The sequence below is a fragment of the Bradyrhizobium sp. Kon56 genome (assembly GCF_055807635.1).
This window is the reverse complement of sequence record NZ_JBVVOU010000007.1, coordinates 294,051-313,372: the sequence shown is the minus strand read 5'-3', so window position 1 is coordinate 313,372 and position 19,322 is coordinate 294,051. Positions and strand designations below refer to the sequence as shown.

At 61.9% G+C, this 19,322-nt stretch carries 27 protein-coding genes; 7 read left to right on the top strand and 20 right to left on the bottom strand.

Features of this window, described 5'->3' with window-relative positions; translation table 11 throughout:
• Window positions 1-386 precede the first annotated feature (386 nt).
• A complete protein-coding gene (locus AC0L3B_RS14780; RefSeq protein ID WP_473380622.1) occupies window positions 387-1,262 on the top strand; it encodes a recombinase family protein in 876 nt (291 codons plus the stop codon).
• Between the two features lie 307 nt (window positions 1,263-1,569).
• Here the strand turns inward: AC0L3B_RS14780 and AC0L3B_RS14775 are convergent, their stop codons facing one another.
• Window positions 1,570-1,824 (bottom strand): hypothetical protein, encoded by a 255-nt coding sequence (locus tag AC0L3B_RS14775; protein ID WP_473380621.1) that lies wholly within the window; start codon window positions 1,822-1,824, stop codon window positions 1,570-1,572.
• Window positions 1,825-2,256: 432 nt separating this feature from the next.
• Between AC0L3B_RS14775 and AC0L3B_RS14770 the strand changes: the two genes are divergently transcribed.
• Entirely contained in the window at window positions 2,257-2,574 is a 318-nt protein-coding gene (locus tag AC0L3B_RS14770; RefSeq protein ID WP_473380620.1) for a hypothetical protein, read from the top strand.
• 719 nt (window positions 2,575-3,293) lie between these two features.
• A complete protein-coding gene (locus tag AC0L3B_RS14765) occupies window positions 3,294-3,635 on the top strand; it encodes a hypothetical protein (RefSeq protein WP_473380619.1) in 342 nt (113 codons plus the stop codon).
• Here the strand turns inward: AC0L3B_RS14765 and AC0L3B_RS14760 are convergent.
• The gene (locus AC0L3B_RS14760; protein ID WP_473380618.1) at window positions 3,632-3,895 is read right to left on the bottom strand and encodes a hypothetical protein; all 264 of its coding nucleotides are present in this window, start codon (window positions 3,893-3,895) and stop codon (window positions 3,632-3,634) included. The genes AC0L3B_RS14765 and AC0L3B_RS14760 overlap by 4 nt on opposite strands.
• Window positions 3,896-3,947: 52 nt before the next feature.
• Here AC0L3B_RS14760 and AC0L3B_RS14755 point away from each other — a divergent pair, with 52 nt between their 5' ends.
• The 4 genes from AC0L3B_RS14755 to AC0L3B_RS14740 all read left to right on the top strand — a co-directional run bounded on the left by AC0L3B_RS14755 (window position 3,948) and on the right by AC0L3B_RS14740 (window position 7,943).
• Window positions 3,948-4,541 (top strand): ATP-dependent DNA ligase, encoded by a 594-nt coding sequence (locus tag AC0L3B_RS14755; RefSeq protein ID WP_473380617.1) that lies wholly within the window; start codon window positions 3,948-3,950, stop codon window positions 4,539-4,541.
• Window positions 4,542-4,733: 192 nt separating this feature from the next.
• Entirely contained in the window at window positions 4,734-6,140 is a 1,407-nt protein-coding gene (locus AC0L3B_RS14750) for an MBOAT family O-acyltransferase (protein WP_473380616.1), read from the top strand.
• A 2-nt stretch (window positions 6,141-6,142) separates the two neighbouring features.
• Complete coding sequence (locus tag AC0L3B_RS14745; protein ID WP_473380615.1) at window positions 6,143-7,090, top strand: hypothetical protein; 948 nt, start codon at window positions 6,143-6,145, stop codon at window positions 7,088-7,090.
• 124 nt (window positions 7,091-7,214) lie between these two features.
• Entirely contained in the window at window positions 7,215-7,943 is a 729-nt protein-coding gene (locus tag AC0L3B_RS14740) for a TylF/MycF/NovP-related O-methyltransferase (RefSeq protein WP_473380614.1), read from the top strand.
• Between the two features lie 97 nt (window positions 7,944-8,040).
• On the opposite strand, the gene AC0L3B_RS14735 is transcribed toward AC0L3B_RS14740, so the two are convergent.
• The 18 genes from AC0L3B_RS14735 to AC0L3B_RS14650 form a co-directional block, all read right to left on the bottom strand.
• Window positions 8,041-8,301: a hypothetical protein gene (locus AC0L3B_RS14735; RefSeq protein WP_473380613.1), complete on the bottom strand. Its 261-nt coding sequence runs from the start codon at window positions 8,299-8,301 to the stop codon at window positions 8,041-8,043.
• A 56-nt stretch (window positions 8,302-8,357) separates the two neighbouring features.
• Window positions 8,358-8,561: a hypothetical protein gene (locus tag AC0L3B_RS14730; protein ID WP_473380612.1), complete on the bottom strand. Its 204-nt coding sequence runs from the start codon at window positions 8,559-8,561 to the stop codon at window positions 8,358-8,360.
• On the bottom strand, window positions 8,558-8,797 hold the full coding sequence (locus tag AC0L3B_RS14725) for a hypothetical protein (RefSeq protein ID WP_473380611.1): 240 nt from the start codon (window positions 8,795-8,797) through the stop codon (window positions 8,558-8,560). The genes AC0L3B_RS14730 and AC0L3B_RS14725 overlap by 4 nt, the downstream gene beginning before the upstream one ends.
• Window positions 8,794-9,183 (bottom strand): hypothetical protein, encoded by a 390-nt coding sequence (locus AC0L3B_RS14720; RefSeq protein ID WP_473380610.1) that lies wholly within the window; start codon window positions 9,181-9,183, stop codon window positions 8,794-8,796. The genes AC0L3B_RS14725 and AC0L3B_RS14720 overlap by 4 nt, the downstream gene beginning before the upstream one ends.
• Window positions 9,184-9,185: 2 nt before the next feature.
• A complete protein-coding gene (locus AC0L3B_RS14715; protein ID WP_473380609.1) occupies window positions 9,186-9,770 on the bottom strand; it encodes a hypothetical protein in 585 nt (194 codons plus the stop codon).
• Window positions 9,771-9,808: 38 nt separating this feature from the next.
• Window positions 9,809-10,117, bottom strand: coding sequence for a hypothetical protein (locus AC0L3B_RS14710; protein ID WP_035968754.1), 309 nt, complete (start codon window positions 10,115-10,117; stop codon window positions 9,809-9,811).
• Window positions 10,118-10,179: 62 nt separating this feature from the next.
• On the bottom strand, window positions 10,180-10,470 hold the full coding sequence (locus AC0L3B_RS14705; RefSeq protein WP_473380608.1) for a hypothetical protein: 291 nt from the start codon (window positions 10,468-10,470) through the stop codon (window positions 10,180-10,182).
• Window positions 10,467-10,883, bottom strand: a complete 417-nt coding sequence (locus AC0L3B_RS14700) for a hypothetical protein (protein ID WP_473380607.1) — start codon at window positions 10,881-10,883, stop codon at window positions 10,467-10,469. The genes AC0L3B_RS14705 and AC0L3B_RS14700 overlap by 4 nt, the downstream gene beginning before the upstream one ends.
• 9 nt (window positions 10,884-10,892) lie before the next feature.
• On the bottom strand, window positions 10,893-11,246 hold the full coding sequence (locus AC0L3B_RS14695) for a hypothetical protein (protein WP_473380606.1): 354 nt from the start codon (window positions 11,244-11,246) through the stop codon (window positions 10,893-10,895).
• Window positions 11,247-11,308: 62 nt separating this feature from the next.
• Window positions 11,309-11,437, bottom strand: coding sequence for a hypothetical protein (locus tag AC0L3B_RS14690; RefSeq protein ID WP_473380605.1), 129 nt, complete (start codon window positions 11,435-11,437; stop codon window positions 11,309-11,311).
• A complete protein-coding gene (locus tag AC0L3B_RS14685) occupies window positions 11,437-12,216 on the bottom strand; it encodes an N-acetylmuramoyl-L-alanine amidase (RefSeq protein ID WP_473380604.1) in 780 nt (259 codons plus the stop codon). Before AC0L3B_RS14685 ends, AC0L3B_RS14690 begins: the two co-directional genes overlap by 1 nt.
• Before the next feature lie 47 nt (window positions 12,217-12,263).
• Window positions 12,264-12,518: a hypothetical protein gene (locus AC0L3B_RS14680; RefSeq protein WP_473380603.1), complete on the bottom strand. Its 255-nt coding sequence runs from the start codon at window positions 12,516-12,518 to the stop codon at window positions 12,264-12,266.
• A gap of 16 nt (window positions 12,519-12,534) precedes the next feature.
• Window positions 12,535-13,239 (bottom strand): hypothetical protein, encoded by a 705-nt coding sequence (locus AC0L3B_RS14675; protein ID WP_473380602.1) that lies wholly within the window; start codon window positions 13,237-13,239, stop codon window positions 12,535-12,537.
• 233 nt (window positions 13,240-13,472) lie between these two features.
• Window positions 13,473-13,859, bottom strand: coding sequence for a hypothetical protein (locus AC0L3B_RS14670; protein ID WP_473380601.1), 387 nt, complete (start codon window positions 13,857-13,859; stop codon window positions 13,473-13,475).
• A 36-nt stretch (window positions 13,860-13,895) separates the two neighbouring features.
• Window positions 13,896-15,212, bottom strand: coding sequence for a hypothetical protein (locus AC0L3B_RS14665; RefSeq protein ID WP_473380600.1), 1,317 nt, complete (start codon window positions 15,210-15,212; stop codon window positions 13,896-13,898).
• A gap of 14 nt (window positions 15,213-15,226) precedes the next feature.
• Entirely contained in the window at window positions 15,227-17,932 is a 2,706-nt protein-coding gene (locus AC0L3B_RS14660; RefSeq protein WP_473380599.1) for a hypothetical protein, read from the bottom strand.
• Entirely contained in the window at window positions 17,929-18,357 is a 429-nt protein-coding gene (locus AC0L3B_RS14655; protein WP_473380598.1) for a C40 family peptidase, read from the bottom strand. Before AC0L3B_RS14655 ends, AC0L3B_RS14660 begins: the two co-directional genes overlap by 4 nt.
• The gene (locus AC0L3B_RS14650) at window positions 18,354-19,319 is read right to left on the bottom strand and encodes a hypothetical protein (RefSeq protein WP_473380597.1); all 966 of its coding nucleotides are present in this window, start codon (window positions 19,317-19,319) and stop codon (window positions 18,354-18,356) included. Before AC0L3B_RS14650 ends, AC0L3B_RS14655 begins: the two co-directional genes overlap by 4 nt.
• Window positions 19,320-19,322: the final 3 nt, after the last annotated feature.

The following is a 19,322-nucleotide window of genomic DNA, read 5'->3' as shown; positions in this document are numbered from 1 at the left end:
GGACACACCCGCTGAACGCGAGGGACTTAAGCGAACCACCTAAGACGGGACGACCTCGGGATGCCCCCCTCCGTCGCCCAGTCACCATGATCGATGGTCCCTGCACACACAACAAGAGAACGCTCCGAAATGGGCCTAAGAAGCTTGTTTTCAGACAGGTGTTGCACAAAAATCACGCAACTTCTTCTGACTAATTTCGGCCTAAGCTATTGTTCGATATAGAAGTTTCTGCCGCTCACAGCTGCGTGAGAGCCTGCCGAGGAATGGTCCCTAACGCGGGAACATGCACCTCCACTGCGATTGAGGGTGGGAATCGATTTGCGCTTAACGACGAATCGAGTGTCCGCTTCGCTGCCGCAGCGACCCATTCGCGACCGAGTGTTAATATGTCTAAGGTGAGCAAAAAGATCTCAGCAGCGCCAAGTTGGCTCGGCCTCAATGAAGACCGTTCGTCTTTCGTGTTTCTGCCGGACCGGGCCGAAACCGTGCGAAAGATTTTCGAACTCGCGATCGGCGGGATGGGCAGCTACGCCATCGCAAATTATCTCGACGAACTAAAGGTGCCGACCTTCACCCGAGCGCTCAGCTGGGACAACACCACCATAGACTCGATGCTCAGGAACCGGGCGACCTACGGTGAGTACCAGCCGAAATCCTTCGCTGCAGGTCATAAGAAGGGTATCCCGAGCGGCGCTCCAATTTCCGGCTATTACCCTGCAGTCGTAGACAAGACCACTTTTGATGCTGCGCAGGCGGCGCGCCAACAGAATCTGGCGCATCGTGGGCGAAAAGGAAATGATCTCGCTAACATCTTCGGTGACCTATGCTCATGTGCCTATTGCGGCCGCAAAGTCATCTTCCATCGGATTTCGAATGTGCAGGTCCTCGTATGCGAGCAGGTCTTGAATGATGGCGCCTGCAGCCGCTCCGCCTGGACATACAAAGACTTTGAAATCACCGTCCTTGCTTTTCTGGCTCATCCGGCATTGCTCGAACAAGCAAGCTACGACCTAAAAGCAGGGCTGCTCGATCTTGTCGAAGAAATCAAAGGCCTCTCTTCCGATGAGGGGCGACGCTATGCGAGAAGAGTGAACATCACAGTTCTACTCAAGCGGATTGTCGCTGGCCTCCTAATTCACAGTGCAGGAAATCTCAGACTGCCTAGACATTCCTCGGCACAGATCCGGAAGGACATCGCAGGGAGATTTCTCGCGATTCACCTGCAAGAGGGGCCGTCGTACACTTGCCTTTCAATAGGGTAATCAATTCGCGTGCAGGTGGCGCCACCTGGTGTCGATTACGAAGGGTACTCGCCAACGAGGCCCCGTGGGTCGTTCGCTGCAGGCGTCCAAGTGCCCGCAGCCTTTCGGTTTCTGGTAGCGAGCGCTCCGCGCTAGCGACTCATCAACGTGTGGGTGTCCGTCACCAAGCCCGGCCGCTGCACAAGAAGTGCTGCGACCGCGGCCAGAAGCAGCATTGAGGCTACCATGATGGCGATCCACTTTCTGTCATCCATGGGAGCCAATGCCGGCCGCGAGGTCTCGTTCCGCAGCGCGGCGGGCGCATGCGTTAAAACAACCCCGCCTGTGATCGCGGAAGCATGTAGCGGATCGTGAAGGAAGGTCCATCGCCGGCTGATGGCGCATGGACGACCTGGTCACCGACGTTTTGCAACTGCCGCATTGCCTCGCACGCCATTGAGTGCAGGTTCTCGTCTGGGCTGACGACGCGGTGCAGCTCGCCGGCATTGATCTCGACGTGAGGACGGCCCTGCCTGGCCGCCCTGGCAATCTGAGCCTCGAGTTCCTCCCGGAAGTCGTCCATTGTCGCCATCGTGGCCCCCGCTGGTCGTCGCAGCCGTGCGGTCCGACTCGCATTCATCCCGGCTTTCCTCTGCGACGCAACCATAGAGCTTGGACCTTGGGAAATTTCCCAGGTGCCCGGCCCGGCGCCAGGCGCTACAACTTCCGGTCGTTTGGTCGGGGACGTAGCGGTATGGAAGAATTGGTTGCCCAGCTCGAGAAGTTTCGGGCGGAGGTGGAATATTGTGCTCGATTGTCAAGAACTGCGCCCGACAGGCAGACGCGCGCGCTGTTCGAAAGGCTCGCTGAACGGCTCGGAGAGATGGTGCAAGAGATCGAGACGACGATCGCCGCGCGGACCAAGTTGAGTGGCCGCTGGGAATAGGTTCGATAAGAAAACGTCGCGAGCTGAACACCCTTTTCGGGTGAGGGAAAATTCCCTATTCGTTCTCACATGTCAGACGACCTCACCATGCGACGCACCGTGATCGGCGGCGAGACCGCGCCCGACGATTACGAAGTGATGTGGGACGAGCTTTCGATCGGACGGATCTTGCGCGGCGTCGGCGTCGGCGGCACCAACGGGTGGTCCTGGTCGGTCTTCCTGCCGAACGTGCCCCAGCGCGACCAGCACCGCGGCGGCGCGGGCAGCCTCAGCGAGGCCAAAGCGCGCTTCCGCGAAGCGTGGGAGGATCTGCACGGCCAGATCGGCTATGACGAGATCAGCAAGGCGCGCGAGATCCAGGGCCGTCGGCGGCCGTGGCACCGGTAGCAGACCCCTACGTCTGCGACACGACTTGCCCGCTTAACTTGCGTAAAGGCGCCCATCCAGCGCGCGTTGTATGCATGCGAATGCTGGGGACCGAATCAATGCTGAAGCGAGTGACCAGGACCGAGCAGCATCCACGCTGCGACAACTGCGACATCCCGACAATCCTGAGAACCTTCATTCTCGACACCGGGTCCGGTCGCGAAGTCGGGGTGTACCAGTGCCCCAACTGCGCAAAGCTGCACTGGAAAGAGTGAACCGCCTCCGTTGGCGGATGCGTTCGCGTTCGCAATGTGTTCGGGGCGGATCAAATTCCTTGATTTATCTCAACGTAAGCACAAAACGAAAACAGGCTGAGGCGGTCACATAGGGGCTTGGTCGCCGGAACTGGAACCATCATTGTACGTTGATGGAGGCAGAGTCTTTGGTTGGTGTAGGACCATGACGCAGCGCCGCAGGATCATCCAATCTTCCCCGCTGGAAATAAGGCTAACGGAGGAAGCGAAGCGCCTTCGCGAGAAAGCCAAGGAGGTCCCGCCGGGCGCGGCCCGCGAAGCACTTCTTCGCCAGGCGCGCCAAGCTGAAACGGGCTCACAGATGTCCGCGTGGCTTACATCTCCGGGACTGCAACCGCCCAAATAGGGCTGTATAGTTTGCGAACTCCGGGCGCGGAACGATCAGTCATCTCTGACGATTAGCGCTTAGTTCTGTGGAGTTTGCGTATGCGTTCCTCGCCCTCGATCGTGCCGGAAGGCTGTGATCAGACGGTCTACCTGGTGAAGGACGATCTGGGCCGCCACGGAGCAGTCTGGCGCGAGGCCGACGCCGAGGCGACCGACCTCGAGACCGTCATCACTGACCTGATGTCAGGCGAGTACAGCCACCCGGTCCGGATCATCGCCTTCAACACCGCCGAGCGCTGGTCGGAAGACGTCTCCGAAGATGTCGCTCGCGAGATCCGCCGGCGGGTCGACCTGCAGATGGCGGACGTGCCCTCAGGCCTGCAGGATTTCGTTGAGCGGCATGAAGGTCATCACCGGCAGCTGGCGTTGCGGCTGGCTTAGCCCGCATCGTCCAGGACGAATTCAATCCTGCCCTTCACGATCTCCGTTAAGGTCAGACCGTTCTGGATGACGGGATGGCCGTCGACCATCACGTAGCGGCGCAACCAGCCTTGCGAGCGATCCGCGGTGACGACGCCGTCTTGATCGAAGCCGTCAAGCCTGATGCGCAAACGATGTCGGCTTTCTCCCAGATTTTCAAAGGCCGAATAGCCCGGGTCGCCCTCATAGACCGAGAGTCGGTCCAGCGAGATTTGGCGCATTCTATGCTCCTCCGGATTCGCAATTCGGCTTTTCGGCTCTTATCTCCAACCTATGCCTGAATTCGATTACTGTAAGCCCATTGCCGCCAAAATCGTTCCCGCCGGGCCCGACTGGATCCACGAGGTCAAATATGACGGCTATCGCGGCCGCGTGGTCCGGGACGGCCGAGAGGTCAAGATCCTGTCCAAGAGCGGGCTCGACTGGACGTGGCGCTTCCCGTGGATCGCCGAGACTGCGCTGAAGCTGAAGCAGCAGCGCTTCATCATCGATGGCGAGATCTGCGTGCTGGACCTGCAGGGCATCTCCGACTTCAACGCCCTGCATTCGAACAAGCACAACGACGAAGCCCAACTCTACGCCTTCGACCTGGTTGCGATCGACAGCGACAACGTGCGCGAGCGGCCGCTGTTCGAGCGCAAGGCGCGCCTCAACAAGCTGCTGGCGCGACGTCCGGAGGGCATCTTCGTGGCGCCGTTCGAGAAAGGCGAGATCGGCCCGGGGCTGTTCGAGGCCGCATGCCGCATGGGCCTCGAGGGCCTGGTCTCGAAGCACCGGGAGCGGCGATATCGGCCGCGCACCTGCGACTGGGTGAAGGTAAAGAACCGGCGGCATCCAGCGTTTCGGCGGGTGATGGATTCATTCTAGCGGCCGCACCTTCAGAACGGCGCGCGCATCCGAAAGCGGGCCCGTTAAGGTTGCAAAAAAAGCATCCAGCCGGGCTTATTTTACCTTTCTTGCTAGCTTTTAGTTGAACATGCGCCGTCCGCCCTTGTGGGTTGCGCGGACGCCTTGTAGTGAAGGAGGAACGATAAGAACTACCTCAGAATGCGGGCGGGGATGCTCTATTTCACTCCAGAATACGCGCTGGTGTTCCTGCCGCTGACCCTGGGCGCCTTTTTTGCCACGCGCCGGCTCGCCGGCAATACCTCGGCCAAGATCGTGATGATCGCAGCATCGCTGCTGTTCTACGGCCTCTGGAATCTCCCAAGCCTCCCGGTGCTGCTGACCTCGATTGTCATCAACCTTTGCTTCGTCGACGCGCTGTTTCGCTTCGAACGCCACCGGCGGGCAATTCTGATCGGGGGACTGGCGTTCAATCTCGGCCTGCTCGCGTTTTTCAAATACGCCAACTTCATCATCGCCAATGTCGACCTGCTTGGCCTGCACCTGACGCCGATCGAGATTTTCCTGCCGCTCGGGATCTCGTTCTTCACCTTCCAGAAGATCGCGCTGTTGGTCGATGTCTACAAGCGAAAGGTCTCGCGGCCCTCCCCGATCAATTTTGCGCTGTTCGTGACGTTCTTCCCGCAGCTGATCGCGGGGCCGATCGTGCATCATTCCGAGATGATGCCGCAGTTCGATGACAGGGCGCGATGGCAGTTCAACACCGATAACTTCAATCGCGGCATCGTGCTGTTCTGCATCGGGTTCATCAAAAAGCTGCTGATCGCAGATCGCATGGGACTCTACGCGAACAACGGCTTTGCGATGACCTCGCATGGGCCGATTGACGCCTGGTGCGCGGCACTGAGCTACACCTTCCAGCTTTACTTTGACTTCTCCGGCTTCATCGACATGGGCATCGGCAGCGCGTTGATGTTCAACATCACCCTGCCAGCCAATTTCCTGTCACCGTACAAGTCGCAGAGCATCCAGGAATTCTGGCGCCGCTGGCACATCACCCTTGGCCGCTTTCTGCGCGATTATGTCTATATCCCGCTCGGCGGCAGCCACCGCCGTGTGCTGTTCAACCTGTTCGCCACGTTCGTCATCGGTGGAATCTGGCATGGCGCGGCATGGACGTTCGTCGCATGGGGCGCGCTGCACGGTGCAGGGCTGTGCGCGCATCGCGTGTTCCAGAGGACGGGCTTGAGAATGCCGCCGGTCCTCGGGATCACGACAACGTTCTGGTTCGTTGTCGTCGGCTGGGTCTTCTTCCGCGCTCCGTCACTGGCCGATGCATGGTCGATCCTGACCGCGATGCACGACCCGATCGCCTGGCTCGATATTGCGCGGCATCCTGTTGAGCGCTTTCAGGCCGACCCAATGTTCACCCCGACATGGGCCTTTATGTGCCTGTGCTGTTTTGCGATCTGCTTTGCCCTGCCGAACAGCATGGAAATCATCGACCGTTATGAACCATCGCTTTGGCACGTGCCCGCACTCGGCGTCGGCACCTCGGCCGCCTTTGTCGTTGCCTTCTACCTCAATGCGCCGCCGCCGTTCCTCTATTTCAACTTCTGACAATGTCGATATCGAAGAAGACGTTCGCCGCGCTGCTCATCGCCTCCCAGGCACTTTGCCTTGGGACAATCCTTGGCGCGACGGAGGCGTTCCACCGGACCATCGTCATCCCGCAGCATGAACCGCGGCGCGTCCAGCTCGATGCTTATCTCGCGCACCCGACGCGCTACGTCGCCCTAGGCTCTTCCCAGGCGAACATGTCGCTCAACATCGATAGTCACGACTTCTACAATCTCGCGTGGCGGGGCGAGAGCATCAGCGAGGCCTGGCTGAAGCTGCGTATTCTTCTTCGAAGGGCAACAGTGAAGCCCGAGATCATCTTGCTGGAGATGAACGCGCCGCTCATGAGCAGCTCCGGTCCGAGCAGTCCGTATTTTTTCTACGAAGACTATGTGACCGGCGAAGACCTCACCATTGCTCGTGCCAGCGGAGCGGCGATTAAGTGGCCGATTCTCACCCTTACCGACAGTCCTTACCGGAAAGATATTTTCCGCCTGGCATCGGATTTCATCAAAGGCCGGTCTCTCGCCCCCGACCCGACCGCGCTCCACTTCGACATCCTCAAGAACGGCTTCTCTTACAACCTGCTCCCCAACAGGTCGTTTCCAGGGCCACCGGCACCCACACCCGACAATTTGAAGGTCAGTCAGGTCTTCGACTATTTTTTCAGGCAGATCATGGCAGAGGCCAAAGATCACCACATCGAGGTCGTCCTGATCTCAACGCCATTTTACCCAACACTCCGGCAGGCCTATGCGGGTCCGGGAGCGCGACAAATCCGCGAGTACATCAGCAACGCGCAGCGCGTGTTTGGGCTCAGGTACTTTGACTTCACTGCTTTCTCGGATGATCCATCCGACTATTGGAATGAGGACCACCTGAGTTTGAAAGGTGCAGCGAGGTTCGGCAGGTTGGCCGGCCACAGAATCTTTTCCTTCGACGAGTTTTAGCCTTGCGTCAGGTCATCAGCAGGATCGGCCTAGCATGCGGTTGCTCTATTCGGGGTTGAGATGGTAGGTACCCCCCAATCCGGGGGTTTTGAGGACTGGATTTTTTTGAAGGGGCGAGAAGGCAATGAAGGCACTATATCGCAGAACGTTATCGGTGCTCCCTGCGCCCATTGCCCGTTCTGTAGGCCTGTCGGTCGATTGGTTGAGATACCCGGCCGCAAGGTGGTCGCGACGCTATTATAACAGGGCAGCGCGTAAACCGCGCGAGGATCTGCTGCTGATGATCGTGCGGTTCTGCCACACCAACCGTCCAATCGAAGGCTACTATTTCGAGTTCGGATGCCATGAAGCAAACACCATGCGGGCTGCATGGAAACACACTCGCCACCTCTTCAACTGGCACTACGTCGCCTTCGACAGCTTCGAGGGTCTGCCCGAAATCGAAGAGATCGACAAACAGGCCATCTGGCAGCCGGGCAAGCTAAAGACCGCGGATGAAGAGTTTGTTCGCCTATGCCAGTCGGCGGGTATGCCGGCCGATCGTTTGAGCATCGTGAAAGGCTTCTACGACAAGTCGCTGACGAAAGAGGTTCAGGAGCGTCTGTCCGACCGCAAGGCTGCAGTTATCTACATCGACTGCGATCTCTACCACTCGACCGTCCCGATCCTGAAGTTCATCGTGCCGTTTCTGCAAAGGGGAACGGTCATCGTCTTCGACGATTGGGCCTGCTTCCATAACGATCCCGACAAAGGCGAGCGGCTTGCCTGGCGGGAGTTCACCGCAGCCAATCCAGATCTGAAATTCTCCAAGCTCTATGAGCAAGGCGAGTTTGCGGCTTTTGTTTCCTTGTAGTCAGAACAGCAGCTGATGGCCCTTCGTCTAGGCCGTCAAACGCAAAAACCCGCGCCGCCGGGCATGGCGACGCGGGCTGACTTGGAGGACGCTACGCTTACGAAGACGAAGAAGGAGAGGCCGGCGCCGGTTTTGGCACCGGATGGAAATCGACGTAGTAGTATTCGCCGATCTCGAGCTGCTCGGCAGCCTTGGGATTGTCGATGACGAATTCAGCGTTGCCCGTCGGCGTCGCCTTCTGGAACGACACGTCTTCCTTGGCGAGCTTCTCGTCATAGCTGCAGCTAAAGAAGGCCTTGATGCCTCCCCGTTGCTGACGAAACACATTGTCGAGACGCATCTTACAGCGGATGGCCATAGCCAGATCCTTTCTCGGTTGGATTGCCGGATCTCCGTCCGGCGGCGGACTCAGGGTTACGCGTCACCGCGCTTGAGGAGATCGGCGACCTCCCCAACCGTCAGCTTCTCGTCGAGTGGGCCAACGCAATCTCCGCATGGCTTGCGCTGCCGCCTGTATTTGTTGCGTGCACATCCCTTGCCTGCGCCGCGGCAGGCCCACAGGCGATGCTCGCCGGTCTCATCCTTGGCGAGGATCAGGTCGAGATTGTCCGTCGTCATTCGACAGCCGCGACCAGCCACGCCGCGACATGCGGCGCGATATCGGAGACTTCCGGCTTGCTGTCGCCGGGAGCCCACAGCAGCTTCCCGTCGCGATCACCGGAATCCCAATCCCGTGCGATCTCGTCAGCGATATCTTCTGGATCGAGACCGTAGAAGATTCCGGAGACAATGAAGGCACCTCGATCGCGCGCCGCGTCGAGATAACCGAACACGCGCTTGCGGATGCCGCTCACGTCATGCTTCCCGGTAAGAAGCAGCGGATCGACGGCCCCTGGTACCCCCAGATCGGCCAGACCATAGTGCGGCCGGCACGGTTCGGCTCGGTGAGCACGGCATCCTCGGGCACGTCCACCCAGACCATGACGTTCTTGTCGGCTGGATCGTTGGAGCGCGGGATCCGCACGCGGTACCGGACGCCGGCGCTCTGCCAATCGACGTCGCCGAGTGCATAGCCGTCGGCATCCGAACAGCACGGCCCCTTGCCGCTGCGCAAGGAGTCGAACCATGGCTTGAGTTCCGAATTGGCGAAGCGGCCGTCGTCCCGCGCGAGCACGAACGGCAGCGGCCAGCTCACTGCGACCAGGAGGATGAAGAAGGGCACAAGCCAGTCGCAGCGCATGGCTACGCCCTCCACGCCAGCACGAGGCCGGCATGCGGATTCACGATCGTGTAGCCCCTGATCGAGCGGGCATGGATGCGCGTCGCGTGACCACCCGAATTGGCGTCATAGGCAAGCCAGGTCCCGCCCTCAAGATGCGACTCGAGGACGAAGACGTGATGCCGGCGCACCGCCACCATGCCGGCACCTGGTGCGGTCCGCGGGAATTTGAACCAGTTCGCTGCCAGCCACAGCGAGCGTACGGGACTGCCGAACACGCGCATGGCGGCACCGCAGCCACAGAAGGCGCGGGCCGGACAACCTGTCGGATGCGGCTGGATCGAGGTTTGCGCCTCCACCCCGCGGATCCGTGCGACTGCCGCTGCGCGCGGCTTATAGATCTTCTGCGGCGCGCCGATCCCGATCTTGCGTGCGATCATCTCGCCGCGCGACGAAGCCATCACGCCCTCGCAGGGAAATTTCACATTGCAGTCGGGATGCGCCAGCTGCAGATGCTGATGGCGCACATGCCGCGCCTCCGAGGTCGATGAGAAAAATAGCGTCGCGCAGGCGAGCGCAATCGCCGCGAGAATGCGGTGACGAACCATGTGATGCTCCTTTGGAATTCAGTGGTTACGAGCGATCGTTATTTGCCGAGCAGCGTCTTAATGCCGAGCCAGGTTGCTCCGACGAGGCCGGTGACGATCGCCGTCAAAATCATGCGGAAGGTCAGGCTCTGCGCCTGCTCCACGCTTTTACGCCATTTGCGAAGGTGCTCGAAGTCAGCCCGAATCTCCTTGCGATCATCATCCTCCACGCCGAACGACGTCAGGATTGTCGCGACCGCCTTCATCACGACATCATCGAGCGTGTGACCGCGCCGCTCGGCTTCCGCATCCAATACGGCGCGAACGATGCGCGTGATGTCTTCTTCTGTGAGATGCGTCGCTGTCATCTTGTCCCCATGGCCCGATTGCCGCCGCGGAACAGCCCGCGGCGGCATGAGTTTGGATTTGCTCAGCCGGCGCCGTCTTCGGCGGTCGCGGCCGCAGCCGCGGCCTCGAAGTCGGCGTCCCATTGCACCTCGAGCTGCTGCAGCTGCTCGAGCTGGGCGGCCGTGGTCGACGGGTCGGCCTTGAGCGCGCCGATGATGTTGCGGACGATCGGGACCAGGTCCTGATATTCCTTCACCACCACGGGAATGATCGCGATCAGGGCTTCGACGATCTTCTCGATCAGCGCCGCATTGGTGCCGGCCGGCACCAGCGCGGAGATCAGGCCGAGGATGGTTGTGAGCATCGCGGTCAAGACGCACCTCCGATCTGGTATTGCGCAAAGACGCTCTGCAGCGTCCCAATGCTTTTCTGCAGGGCGTCGTAAAGGCCTGCCGGACCGAGCTGGCCCGGATGGTCCTTGAAGAACTGCTGCAGGTTGTTGCGGGCGACCCGGCCGGAACGAATGGCCGGGATGATGGTTTTGGTCGCGGACGGATCGCGACACACCGGCGTCGTGCCGTTGCACTTGGCGAGGCGCAGATAGTTGGTCGCGGTCACCTCGAGTCCATCGAAGATGTTCGATGCGACCAGGACGGCCTGCGGATTGACCGTGGCGCCGGAGATCGCACTGGCGACGGTCACCACCTTCTGCTCGATCGCCTGCCACTGCGCACAGCCGGCGAGCGCGAGGGCGAGACTCGCAATTGCGAGAATGCGTTTCAGCATGGTTTCCCCTTAGCTCGCACGGTGCGCATCGAGCGCAGCCTGGGCCATGCCGGGATCCAGCACCGTGATGGTCGCGGTGCCGCCGGCGCCGGGCACGACGACCGTCGACGGGCTGGCGCCGACGGCCGCGGCCTGCGCCTGCGGATTGGCGGTGCGCGAGGCGTAGAGCCCCGCGACGATCGGCGCGGCCACGCCGACCAGCACCACGACGTCATTGACCACGGTGCCGGCCGCCGCGATGGCCTGCGTCAGCGCCGCGGTGTCGATCTTCGACCCCAGGCCGAGCATCAGGACAGCGCCGGCGGCGCCGCTGGCCAGGTTGCGCGTAAACGCGTTCACCTGGGCTTGTTTGGGAAGCCACATTGCAAAACCTCCGAAGATGTCAGGGATGCGCGAGAACCGTCACGCGAGCGGATCAGGGCCGGTCAGGAAATGAGGACAAGACCGGCAAGGATGCAGAGGCCCGCGATCACGGCGACCACAGGCAGGCCGAGCGCGGCAATGATGCCGCCGGCGATGAGCGAAAGCGCGAGCAGCAGCGCGGCGGTGCGCATCAGGCTGAAGCCTGGTCGACGAAGCGAGCGGCGACATAGCCGCCGGCGACCCGCAACCATTTGCTGTTGCCGTTCATGACCTCGCCGCTGACCTCAACCTTGTCGCCCTTGAACAGCACGCCGACGATGGTCGAGGCCGCCGACGCATTGGAGCGGACGTTGAGGCCGTCGATGTTGACGGTACCAGGGCGCGCAACCTGGTGTGGCACCTGCGCTGCGACCGGCTTGTCCGCGACCAGCTTGGCGACGCCGGCGCGGAACATCACCATGTCGAAGCTGGGGTCGTCCTTGCGCCCGAGCGGCCGGGCATATTCCTTGTGGCCAGCGACCATGCCGACGCCGGCGCCGATGTGATCGATGATGGCCGCGCAGACGCGCATATAGGCCGCCATCTGCACGTCCGGCCAGGCCTCGGCGCGCGGCCCCTTGGTCTCGCCAGTGTTCTCGGCCTCGATGCCGATGAAGTGCGAATTGCCGTCGGTGACGCCCTGCCAGGATCCGGCGCCGGCGTGCCAGCCCTTGCCGGCCGCGATCATGTAGACCTTGCCGGACCGGCCGAGGCCGATGTTGCATAGCGGCCCGCCGAGGTCCGGCCGGCCGTCGACCAGCACGTTGATGTCCGGCAAATCGCCGTGCAGCGGCCCGCAGGTGTGGTGGCAGAGCACGCCCTGCACCTTGCCCATGTCGCCGTGGCCGCGCGTCTGCCAGCCGTCATGTTCGAGCACTTCGAGGCCGGCATCGCGCAAGCATCCGGGCAGCCAGGTCAGGCTGTAGGTCATCACCGTTCTCCGTGTTTGGTCGAGAGGATCGTTCTTAAGTCGCGCGCTCAGGTTCTGGCCGTACGCAGCGCGGCCGAGACCGCCGCAATCCATCGCGGGCCGGCGGCTGACAGACGCGCGCCCTCCGGCAGGGACAATTGGCTGAGATCGGCATGAAGAAACTGAAGTCCGTCCGGATGTTCTGGGTCGGTTGAGAACGCATATTCCACAGCCAGCGTGCCCCATGATGTGGCAACACTTGCCGTCTTGACGCCATCCGCATCCGGGCCGGGCGCGATGCTGTCGACGGTCAAATCAGTCATCTTCATGCCTCAATTTTTACGGGAAGCTGGCGATCGCTTCGCTTAGATTGGTGAAGTTCGTGCCGTTGCCGTTGAGACGACCGGCGGTGACGCGAATCCCCATGCCCGCCGCAGACGCGTAGAACGCGGTCGTGCAGCTCTCCGAGTAACAGTCATCCCAATTGATATGGGTGTTGGTGCCGCCGGCGTTGCTGTTGCCGCCAAAGCCGGTCTGGCAGCCGATCGATTTGCAAGAAATCAGGTTGACGGCGAGATTGTTCGATGTCGTTCCGTCCGGCTCGTAGTCGACCCCATAGGAAATGTTGCCGACAGAGTTGCCATAGGAAATCTGTGTGAACGTGCAATTGACAGCATCCCCATATTTCGCTCCGAAGAACGAGAGGGCATTTCGGCTTGGATTATTGATATACAGGTTGTCGAGCTTGAAGTAGACCGAATTACCTGAAGTGTTTGATGCACCCCCGACGGAAACGCCGTCTCCTTCGCAATCATAAATCTGGATGTCGCGAAGTGTCGTGTGGGCGCAGCCGATGACGTAGATCATCGCGGCATTGCCGACGCCTGAGGATGTCGTCAGCGTGCCGTTGGCACGTCGCGCAGTCGCGTTGCCGCGGAAGTAACCGCCGAGAATGGTGACGTTATCGGGGCCTGCCGCAGTTCCCTGCGTCGGATCGGTCAGATTGAGGCTCGACATGTTGTTGCCGGCGATCGGCGATGCCATCAGGGTCGAACCTTGGCAATTCAACAACGTATTGGCGCGCGCGTAGAGACGCCCGTTGAAGATGTAGGTTCGGCCGCCGAGGTCGCCGATCGCGCCCGAGCATTTGTCGAGAAAGGCCTGCAAGCCGCGGGTATCGTCAGACCGACCATCGCCCGCGCAGCCGAGCTGCCACGGATAGTAAGTCGGCCGAATGATCGCAGGAGCATGAACTCCGCGGTTGGCGCCGAAGTTCATCAGAAGTCCCCGCCAGTTGCCGCGACGTTGAAGGTCTCGGCGTTGTGGGTAGCGGCCCGCAGCGAGTAGCCATTCGGCAGAATCAGCGGCAACGCCGACAGATCAAGCGTCGCCGTAAATGCTGGCGTCGTCCCGCTCGGCGTGATCGCAGTAACCTGGACCTCCTTCCAAAGCCGGGTATTGGTGCCGTCATTGATGTAGAGACGCACCATGCCGGCCGTGGTCGTGCCTGCCGCGGTGATATCGATACGATCAAAGCGCGAGCCGCTCGAGCCGGCGGTGGCGACAGTTCCGATCGTGCCGGTGCCGTCCCTGTTGGTATTGGCGGTTGCGATCTGCGCGAGGCCGAGCTTCGGCGTCGCCGCGAAAACGGGCGTCGATGACATCTGGGATGATCCTGTCTCTGGAGGATTGAGTTTCGATCAGCTGAAATTTTGCAGCAGGAACGTCGGGTCGCTGCCCGTCGGCCCCGCCGATCCCGTGTCGCCCTTCTGGCCGACCGTGTCGAACCGCGCGATCACGACATCGCTGTTGGCCCAGCCGCCAGGGCCGGCCGTGTAGGTCAGGTTGAAACGGTGATAGCCGGACGGCGCAGAGTCACCCGTGACATCGTAAGTCGCCCACTTGGTGTTATCTCCGCGCTTCTCCATCCGGAGGCGGTTCTTGATCGACGAGGTCGACGTCGCGACCGAGGCAAGCACAGCGGTGATGTCGTTGAGATAATAATCGGAGTTGTCGACGAAGACGCGCGTCGCAGACGCAACAGCTGCATTGTTGAGTTGCAGCAAACCCGGCCCCGGATCTGCGTCCGTCGTCGTCGACGAGAACGTGAAGAAGAACGTCAGCGCGCCGCCGGGCACGCCAGAGACCTCGGGATCGGTCTGACCGACCTTCCAGATCTCGAGGCGCGAATAGATCTCTGTTGCCAGACTCGACGGCGCGCCAAAACCATTGACCGCCGTGCTGGCACAGCGGTGATGAAGCAATAGCGTTTTCGATGCACCAAGGGAGAAATATGCGCTGCCGATCGAGCGCGTCGGATTCGCCGTGCCCACCACCTGGCGCTCCGAGGTGCCATAGGCAATCACGGCACTATCGGTCTCGTTATAGAGCCGCGACTTGTGCTCGCCGCAGGCCGAGGCCGGGCACGACCAGACCGCGTAATAGGTCCCGGCGGGCAGCGTGATGCGGTTGCCGGCAAAGGTCGAGGCTGCCACATCGTTACGCATCGCCGTGGTCAGATCTCGCACAGCCCAGACGCCCGACGAAAAATTGCCACCCGACGTGCCCGAGGTCTTCTGATCCTCGAGGATGATATCGGGTGCGCCGCTGGCTCCGCCGGTCGCCTGCCCGTTTGCGGAAAACACCAGGCGCAGCTGCGTCCCATCGTCGAACAGAAGATTCAACCCGCCTGCCTTGGTCTCGCCGCCGGTCAGGCCGTCGCCAAAGGCATCCACAACGGCTCTAAAACCAAGCCCGTCGATATTGATCGAGAGCGCGGTCGGATTGTCCGCGATCGGAATGTACCAATAGGCCTTGTTGCGCGCATAGGCCGTCTCGGTCGGGCTGCACTGCGCCGTGACCGCGCTCGGCGAGCCGCCAATATTGGACAGCCAGCAGATCGAGCGGCCCCAGAGCGCGGCGACATTGCCGTGCACCTGGTTCTGCCAGTCGATCGCGTCGAAGGGCGGCGTGCCGCCATTGTCGACGGCAGGCACGCCGCGCAGCGTAGCAGTCATGATGGAGCGATCCCTTAAGCCGCAAACAGCTGCGGCGCTTCGTCGACGAAGGTGATGTCGGCCGTCATCTCGGACTTCGGCGTGACGTCATAGACGATCATCCGCTTGTATTCCTGGCCGAGCGGCCCGAACACGACCAGCGCGCCGGCGGCGAGCGCGCTCGGTCCCGGATCGACAAAAGGCACGGCGAAATCGACTTGCGCCGTCTCCGGGGAGAGGCCCGTGATCTCGGCCACCAGCACGGACTGCGTGCGCAGGCGAATGGCGCAGCCGGTTCGCTCCCCGGAAAACGCGTCGTGATAGGAGGAGAAGGCTGCATCAAAATCGCTGAAGGCGTCGTCCCCGCCGAGCGGCACGGTGCCGTCGAGCACGAGGCCGGTCACGTTGCCGCCGCCATCGGTCACGATGGCCTTGATGTAGGCGCTGCCGGCATTGCGCGCGATCACGTCATAGGACACGCCGACCAGGTCGCCGCGGCGGATGACGAGATGCTGGCGATTGGTGGTGCCTTTGTAGAAGTTCATGCGAAAACGCAAATTGCCCAGATCAAATTTCGCTCGCGCGGTGATGTCGGCGGCCGCAACCAGGCCATCATAGCGGATGTCCTCATAGCGACCGTTGTCGACGGTCGCGAGCGGATCGAGCACGACGATCTCGTTCTCCTGGTAGTCATTGTCGACGTCCGAGAACCGCGCCCGGAAGCCGTCCGGCCGCTGCGCAAAGGCCTTGGTCCACTGAAAGCCGCTCATGTTGCGCGGTGAGAAGGTCTGAACCGGCCCATCGGCCGAGCGGTCGCGATCGAGAATGATGCCCCATCTCTCGCTCTGCCGCGGCCGTGCATACCCGGATGCTGCGATCATCGTCAGCACGTCGACCGCGTTCTTACCCTCGCAGACGGCATTGACCGTGTAGCCCATCGAGCGCCAGGCCAGCAGATCGGCAACGTCGAGCATCTCTTCAGGCAACGGCCGCGCGTTCAGCGCGGGGTTGACCAGCACGTCACGGTAATGCGCGGCCGGATTGTCGGTCAGCGACAGTTCGGACCAGCTCGTGCCGTCCCAATCATTAACGTAGCCGTTGGCGAGCACGGAAAATTGTCCGATCTGGCGGTTCTTGGCGCGTACCGCGACATGCGCGAAATCCTGCGACTGGATCGGATGGCGATTGTAGATGCTGGCAAGGCGCTGGATGACGCAGGTGTTGTGCAAATTCGCCGTGCCGGACGGCGTCGACAGCTTGTTGCCGTTGTCGGTATTGACGAAATAGCCGAACAGATCGTGCACCTTGGAATTCAGGTTGTAGGTCGTGGTGTTGAAGATGGTGGTGTTGTAGCCGTAGCCCTTGATCACCTCGATTTCCCACTGCCCAACCGGAAACTGGCTGCCGGACAGATAGACCTCGACCCGGTCTCCGAACAACGCGATGTTGCGAACGCCAGAAGTTGCGACATTCCCGGACGACAGGTAGTCGTCACCGGACCCAGTCGAGAAATAGGAGTCGGCCGTCCAGCCCGTCGTCGTGGGCAACAGGACGCTTTGGCCGGGAACGCCGCGGTAGGCCAAATATGGCGCATTATCGCTCGCCGGGATCGGCATGACGCTCGGCGTTGGTTGAAACATCAGCTTCAGCACCTTCTTGAACGCTGACGTCGAGCCATGGGACATATGGATTTCAGGGCCATTGATCCAGCTGGTGGTGCCACGCTGCCGCATCCGGAAACGGACCGGGCAACCACGGACCACGCCGGGTGCGTCGTCGACCATCAGCCCCTCGGTCCAGGTCAAGGTGAGCCAGATTTCGTCGGGCGATTTGCGGCTGATGACGCGGTGCCATGTCGGGATGCAGGTCTCGGGCAGACTCTGGTTGTCGAGAACGCCGGCATCATCCTTGTCGACGACGTAATTCGACAGCGTGATCGAAGGACTATCCGTCTTGCTGTAGCGCTGGACGAGCGCAACCCGCTCCGACGCCGGGAGCCCTTCGGATACCTCGGTCTGGAAATCATCCAGCGTCCCGACGTCGAGCCCGTCGCTCTGCATCGCGCTGATGGCGTGCGGACCGGCGAGCACGAATACGCCCTCGACGTACTCGTCATCACCAACGAGCTCGATCAGAGGATTGCAGCCGAGCGGCGGGAAGACGCGCATGGTGCCGACGACGCGCGGAACCCCGGCGCCGGGCGACAGCAGATTTCCGGACAGCGACGCCGTGCCAGGATTGGTGCCGGACGGAGCATCGCTCGCTTGCGTGCTGTTGAGCGACGGCGGAGGAGTCAAAGCTGCGATGGCCAGCGAGCCACCGACCGAGATCGCCGCCGATGTCAGCGCGCTCGCCGCCGCAAATCCCACCGTGCCTGCGGTGAAGCCAAGCGCGCCAGCCGCGAGCGGCCCCGCATAAGCGGCAGCCACCACAATCGCAATCAGCGCAGCGATACGCAGCGCGGCCTTGGCACCCCCGCCGCCGCCGCCCTGCATCGGTACGTGCAACGTCACCAGGATCTCACGGCCGGCGGCATACCGCGGCCGCACCCGAAGCCAGCACTCCCGCGGCACCTCCTCACCATTGACGCAGACAATTCCAAACTGCGCAAAACCACGCGGCAGGCCATCCGTGGTCGCCACGATCTCTGCCAGCGTCACACCCGGCAGCACGACGCGCCGGACCGCGCGATCGCTGAAGGGCCGATCGCGATAGATGACCGGAATCGCGGATGTCGTCATGCAAGGCTCGCGTGGCGATAGGTTTCGAGAATGCGGAACTTGACGCTGGCATGATCGCGGCGAACGCAGACTGCCGCTGTCGTCTCCTCGACGTGCAGAATGTGATCGCCGGATACGACGACGCCGCAATGCAGCTCAGTGCGGCGGCCACCGGCGCCGAGACGTCCAGCCATCAGCACCACATCGAACGGCTGCCAGGCCTCGACCATCGACCAGACCTTGGCCTGCTTCTCGGCGCGCAAGGTGCGGGCGACCGCCGCGAGCTCGCGCGCGGAGATCTCGCCATAGGTCGGCAGCCAAAGCTCACGCTGCTCGCCCAGCACCAGGCGCACCAACCCCCAGCAATGGCAGCCGGCGCGATCGAAGCCACTGGCGACGAAGGGGATGCCGTTATAGGCCTCAGTCCAGCGCGGAATGCCGGTCATAGATAAAGCCCCGGCAACCGATCCTGCGTGGTGCGGATCTTCGGCCATGGCTCCGCCGAGTAATCCAGCCCGGTCAATTGCCCCTGAACCGACATCTGGTCTCCGGTGACATTGGCCAGGTAAAGGTGATCGGCGGCATATTCCACGGTCGGCGTTCCGATCGGGTTGCGCGCGTTGTCGGCATCGAGCGCGTCGGAGAAGTCCGACAGCGCCAGCACCTCGATCTTGATCTTCGGGCTATCGATCAGCGGCAGCACTTCGAGGCCGACACGCTGCTCCACATCCGGCAACGTCACCTGCGCCTGCGGCGCTCGATCGTTGTCGGTGACCAGCTGGATCGCAAACGGGCAGCCGTAATAGAGCTCGCCGCCATAGCGGTAGTTGACGACCTTGCCGTTGGCGATCGAGTAGCCCTTGTCGTCTTCGCTCACCACCCGGATCGGCGTCAACAATTCGGGATGGGTGATGGTGGCAAATACCAGCGCGACCTCGGCGGACTGCTGCGCCTCAACCTCATTGCGGAACGCCGCCGACAGGCGGTTGAAGATGCGGGCACCGCGGCCGTTGATAACCGCCATGCCGGCCGCAGCGCCGATCGCTGCCGCTGTTGAGCGCCCCGGACCTGCAGCAGCTCCGATGCCCGATGACTGGCCAATCGAAGCAAAGAACGACCGGCCGGTCCCGGCCGCGGCGCCGACACCAGCAGCAGCACCCGCGGTGGGCGTGATGGCGGTTGCGACCACCGACGAGCTAGAAACGCCTGCAGCCGCCCCCGCGCCCGCGGCCGTTGACCTGCCGGTGCCAGATAGCACCGATGTGCCGGCCGATGCGCCAGTGGCCGCCGCGATCGATGCCCCGACGCCGGCAGCACTTCCCGCCCCCGCCGAGACGCCGACAGCCGAGACGACGCCGTCGCCGGAATCGGCAAACGCAACCTCGCCGAATGCACCAAACCCCAACATGGA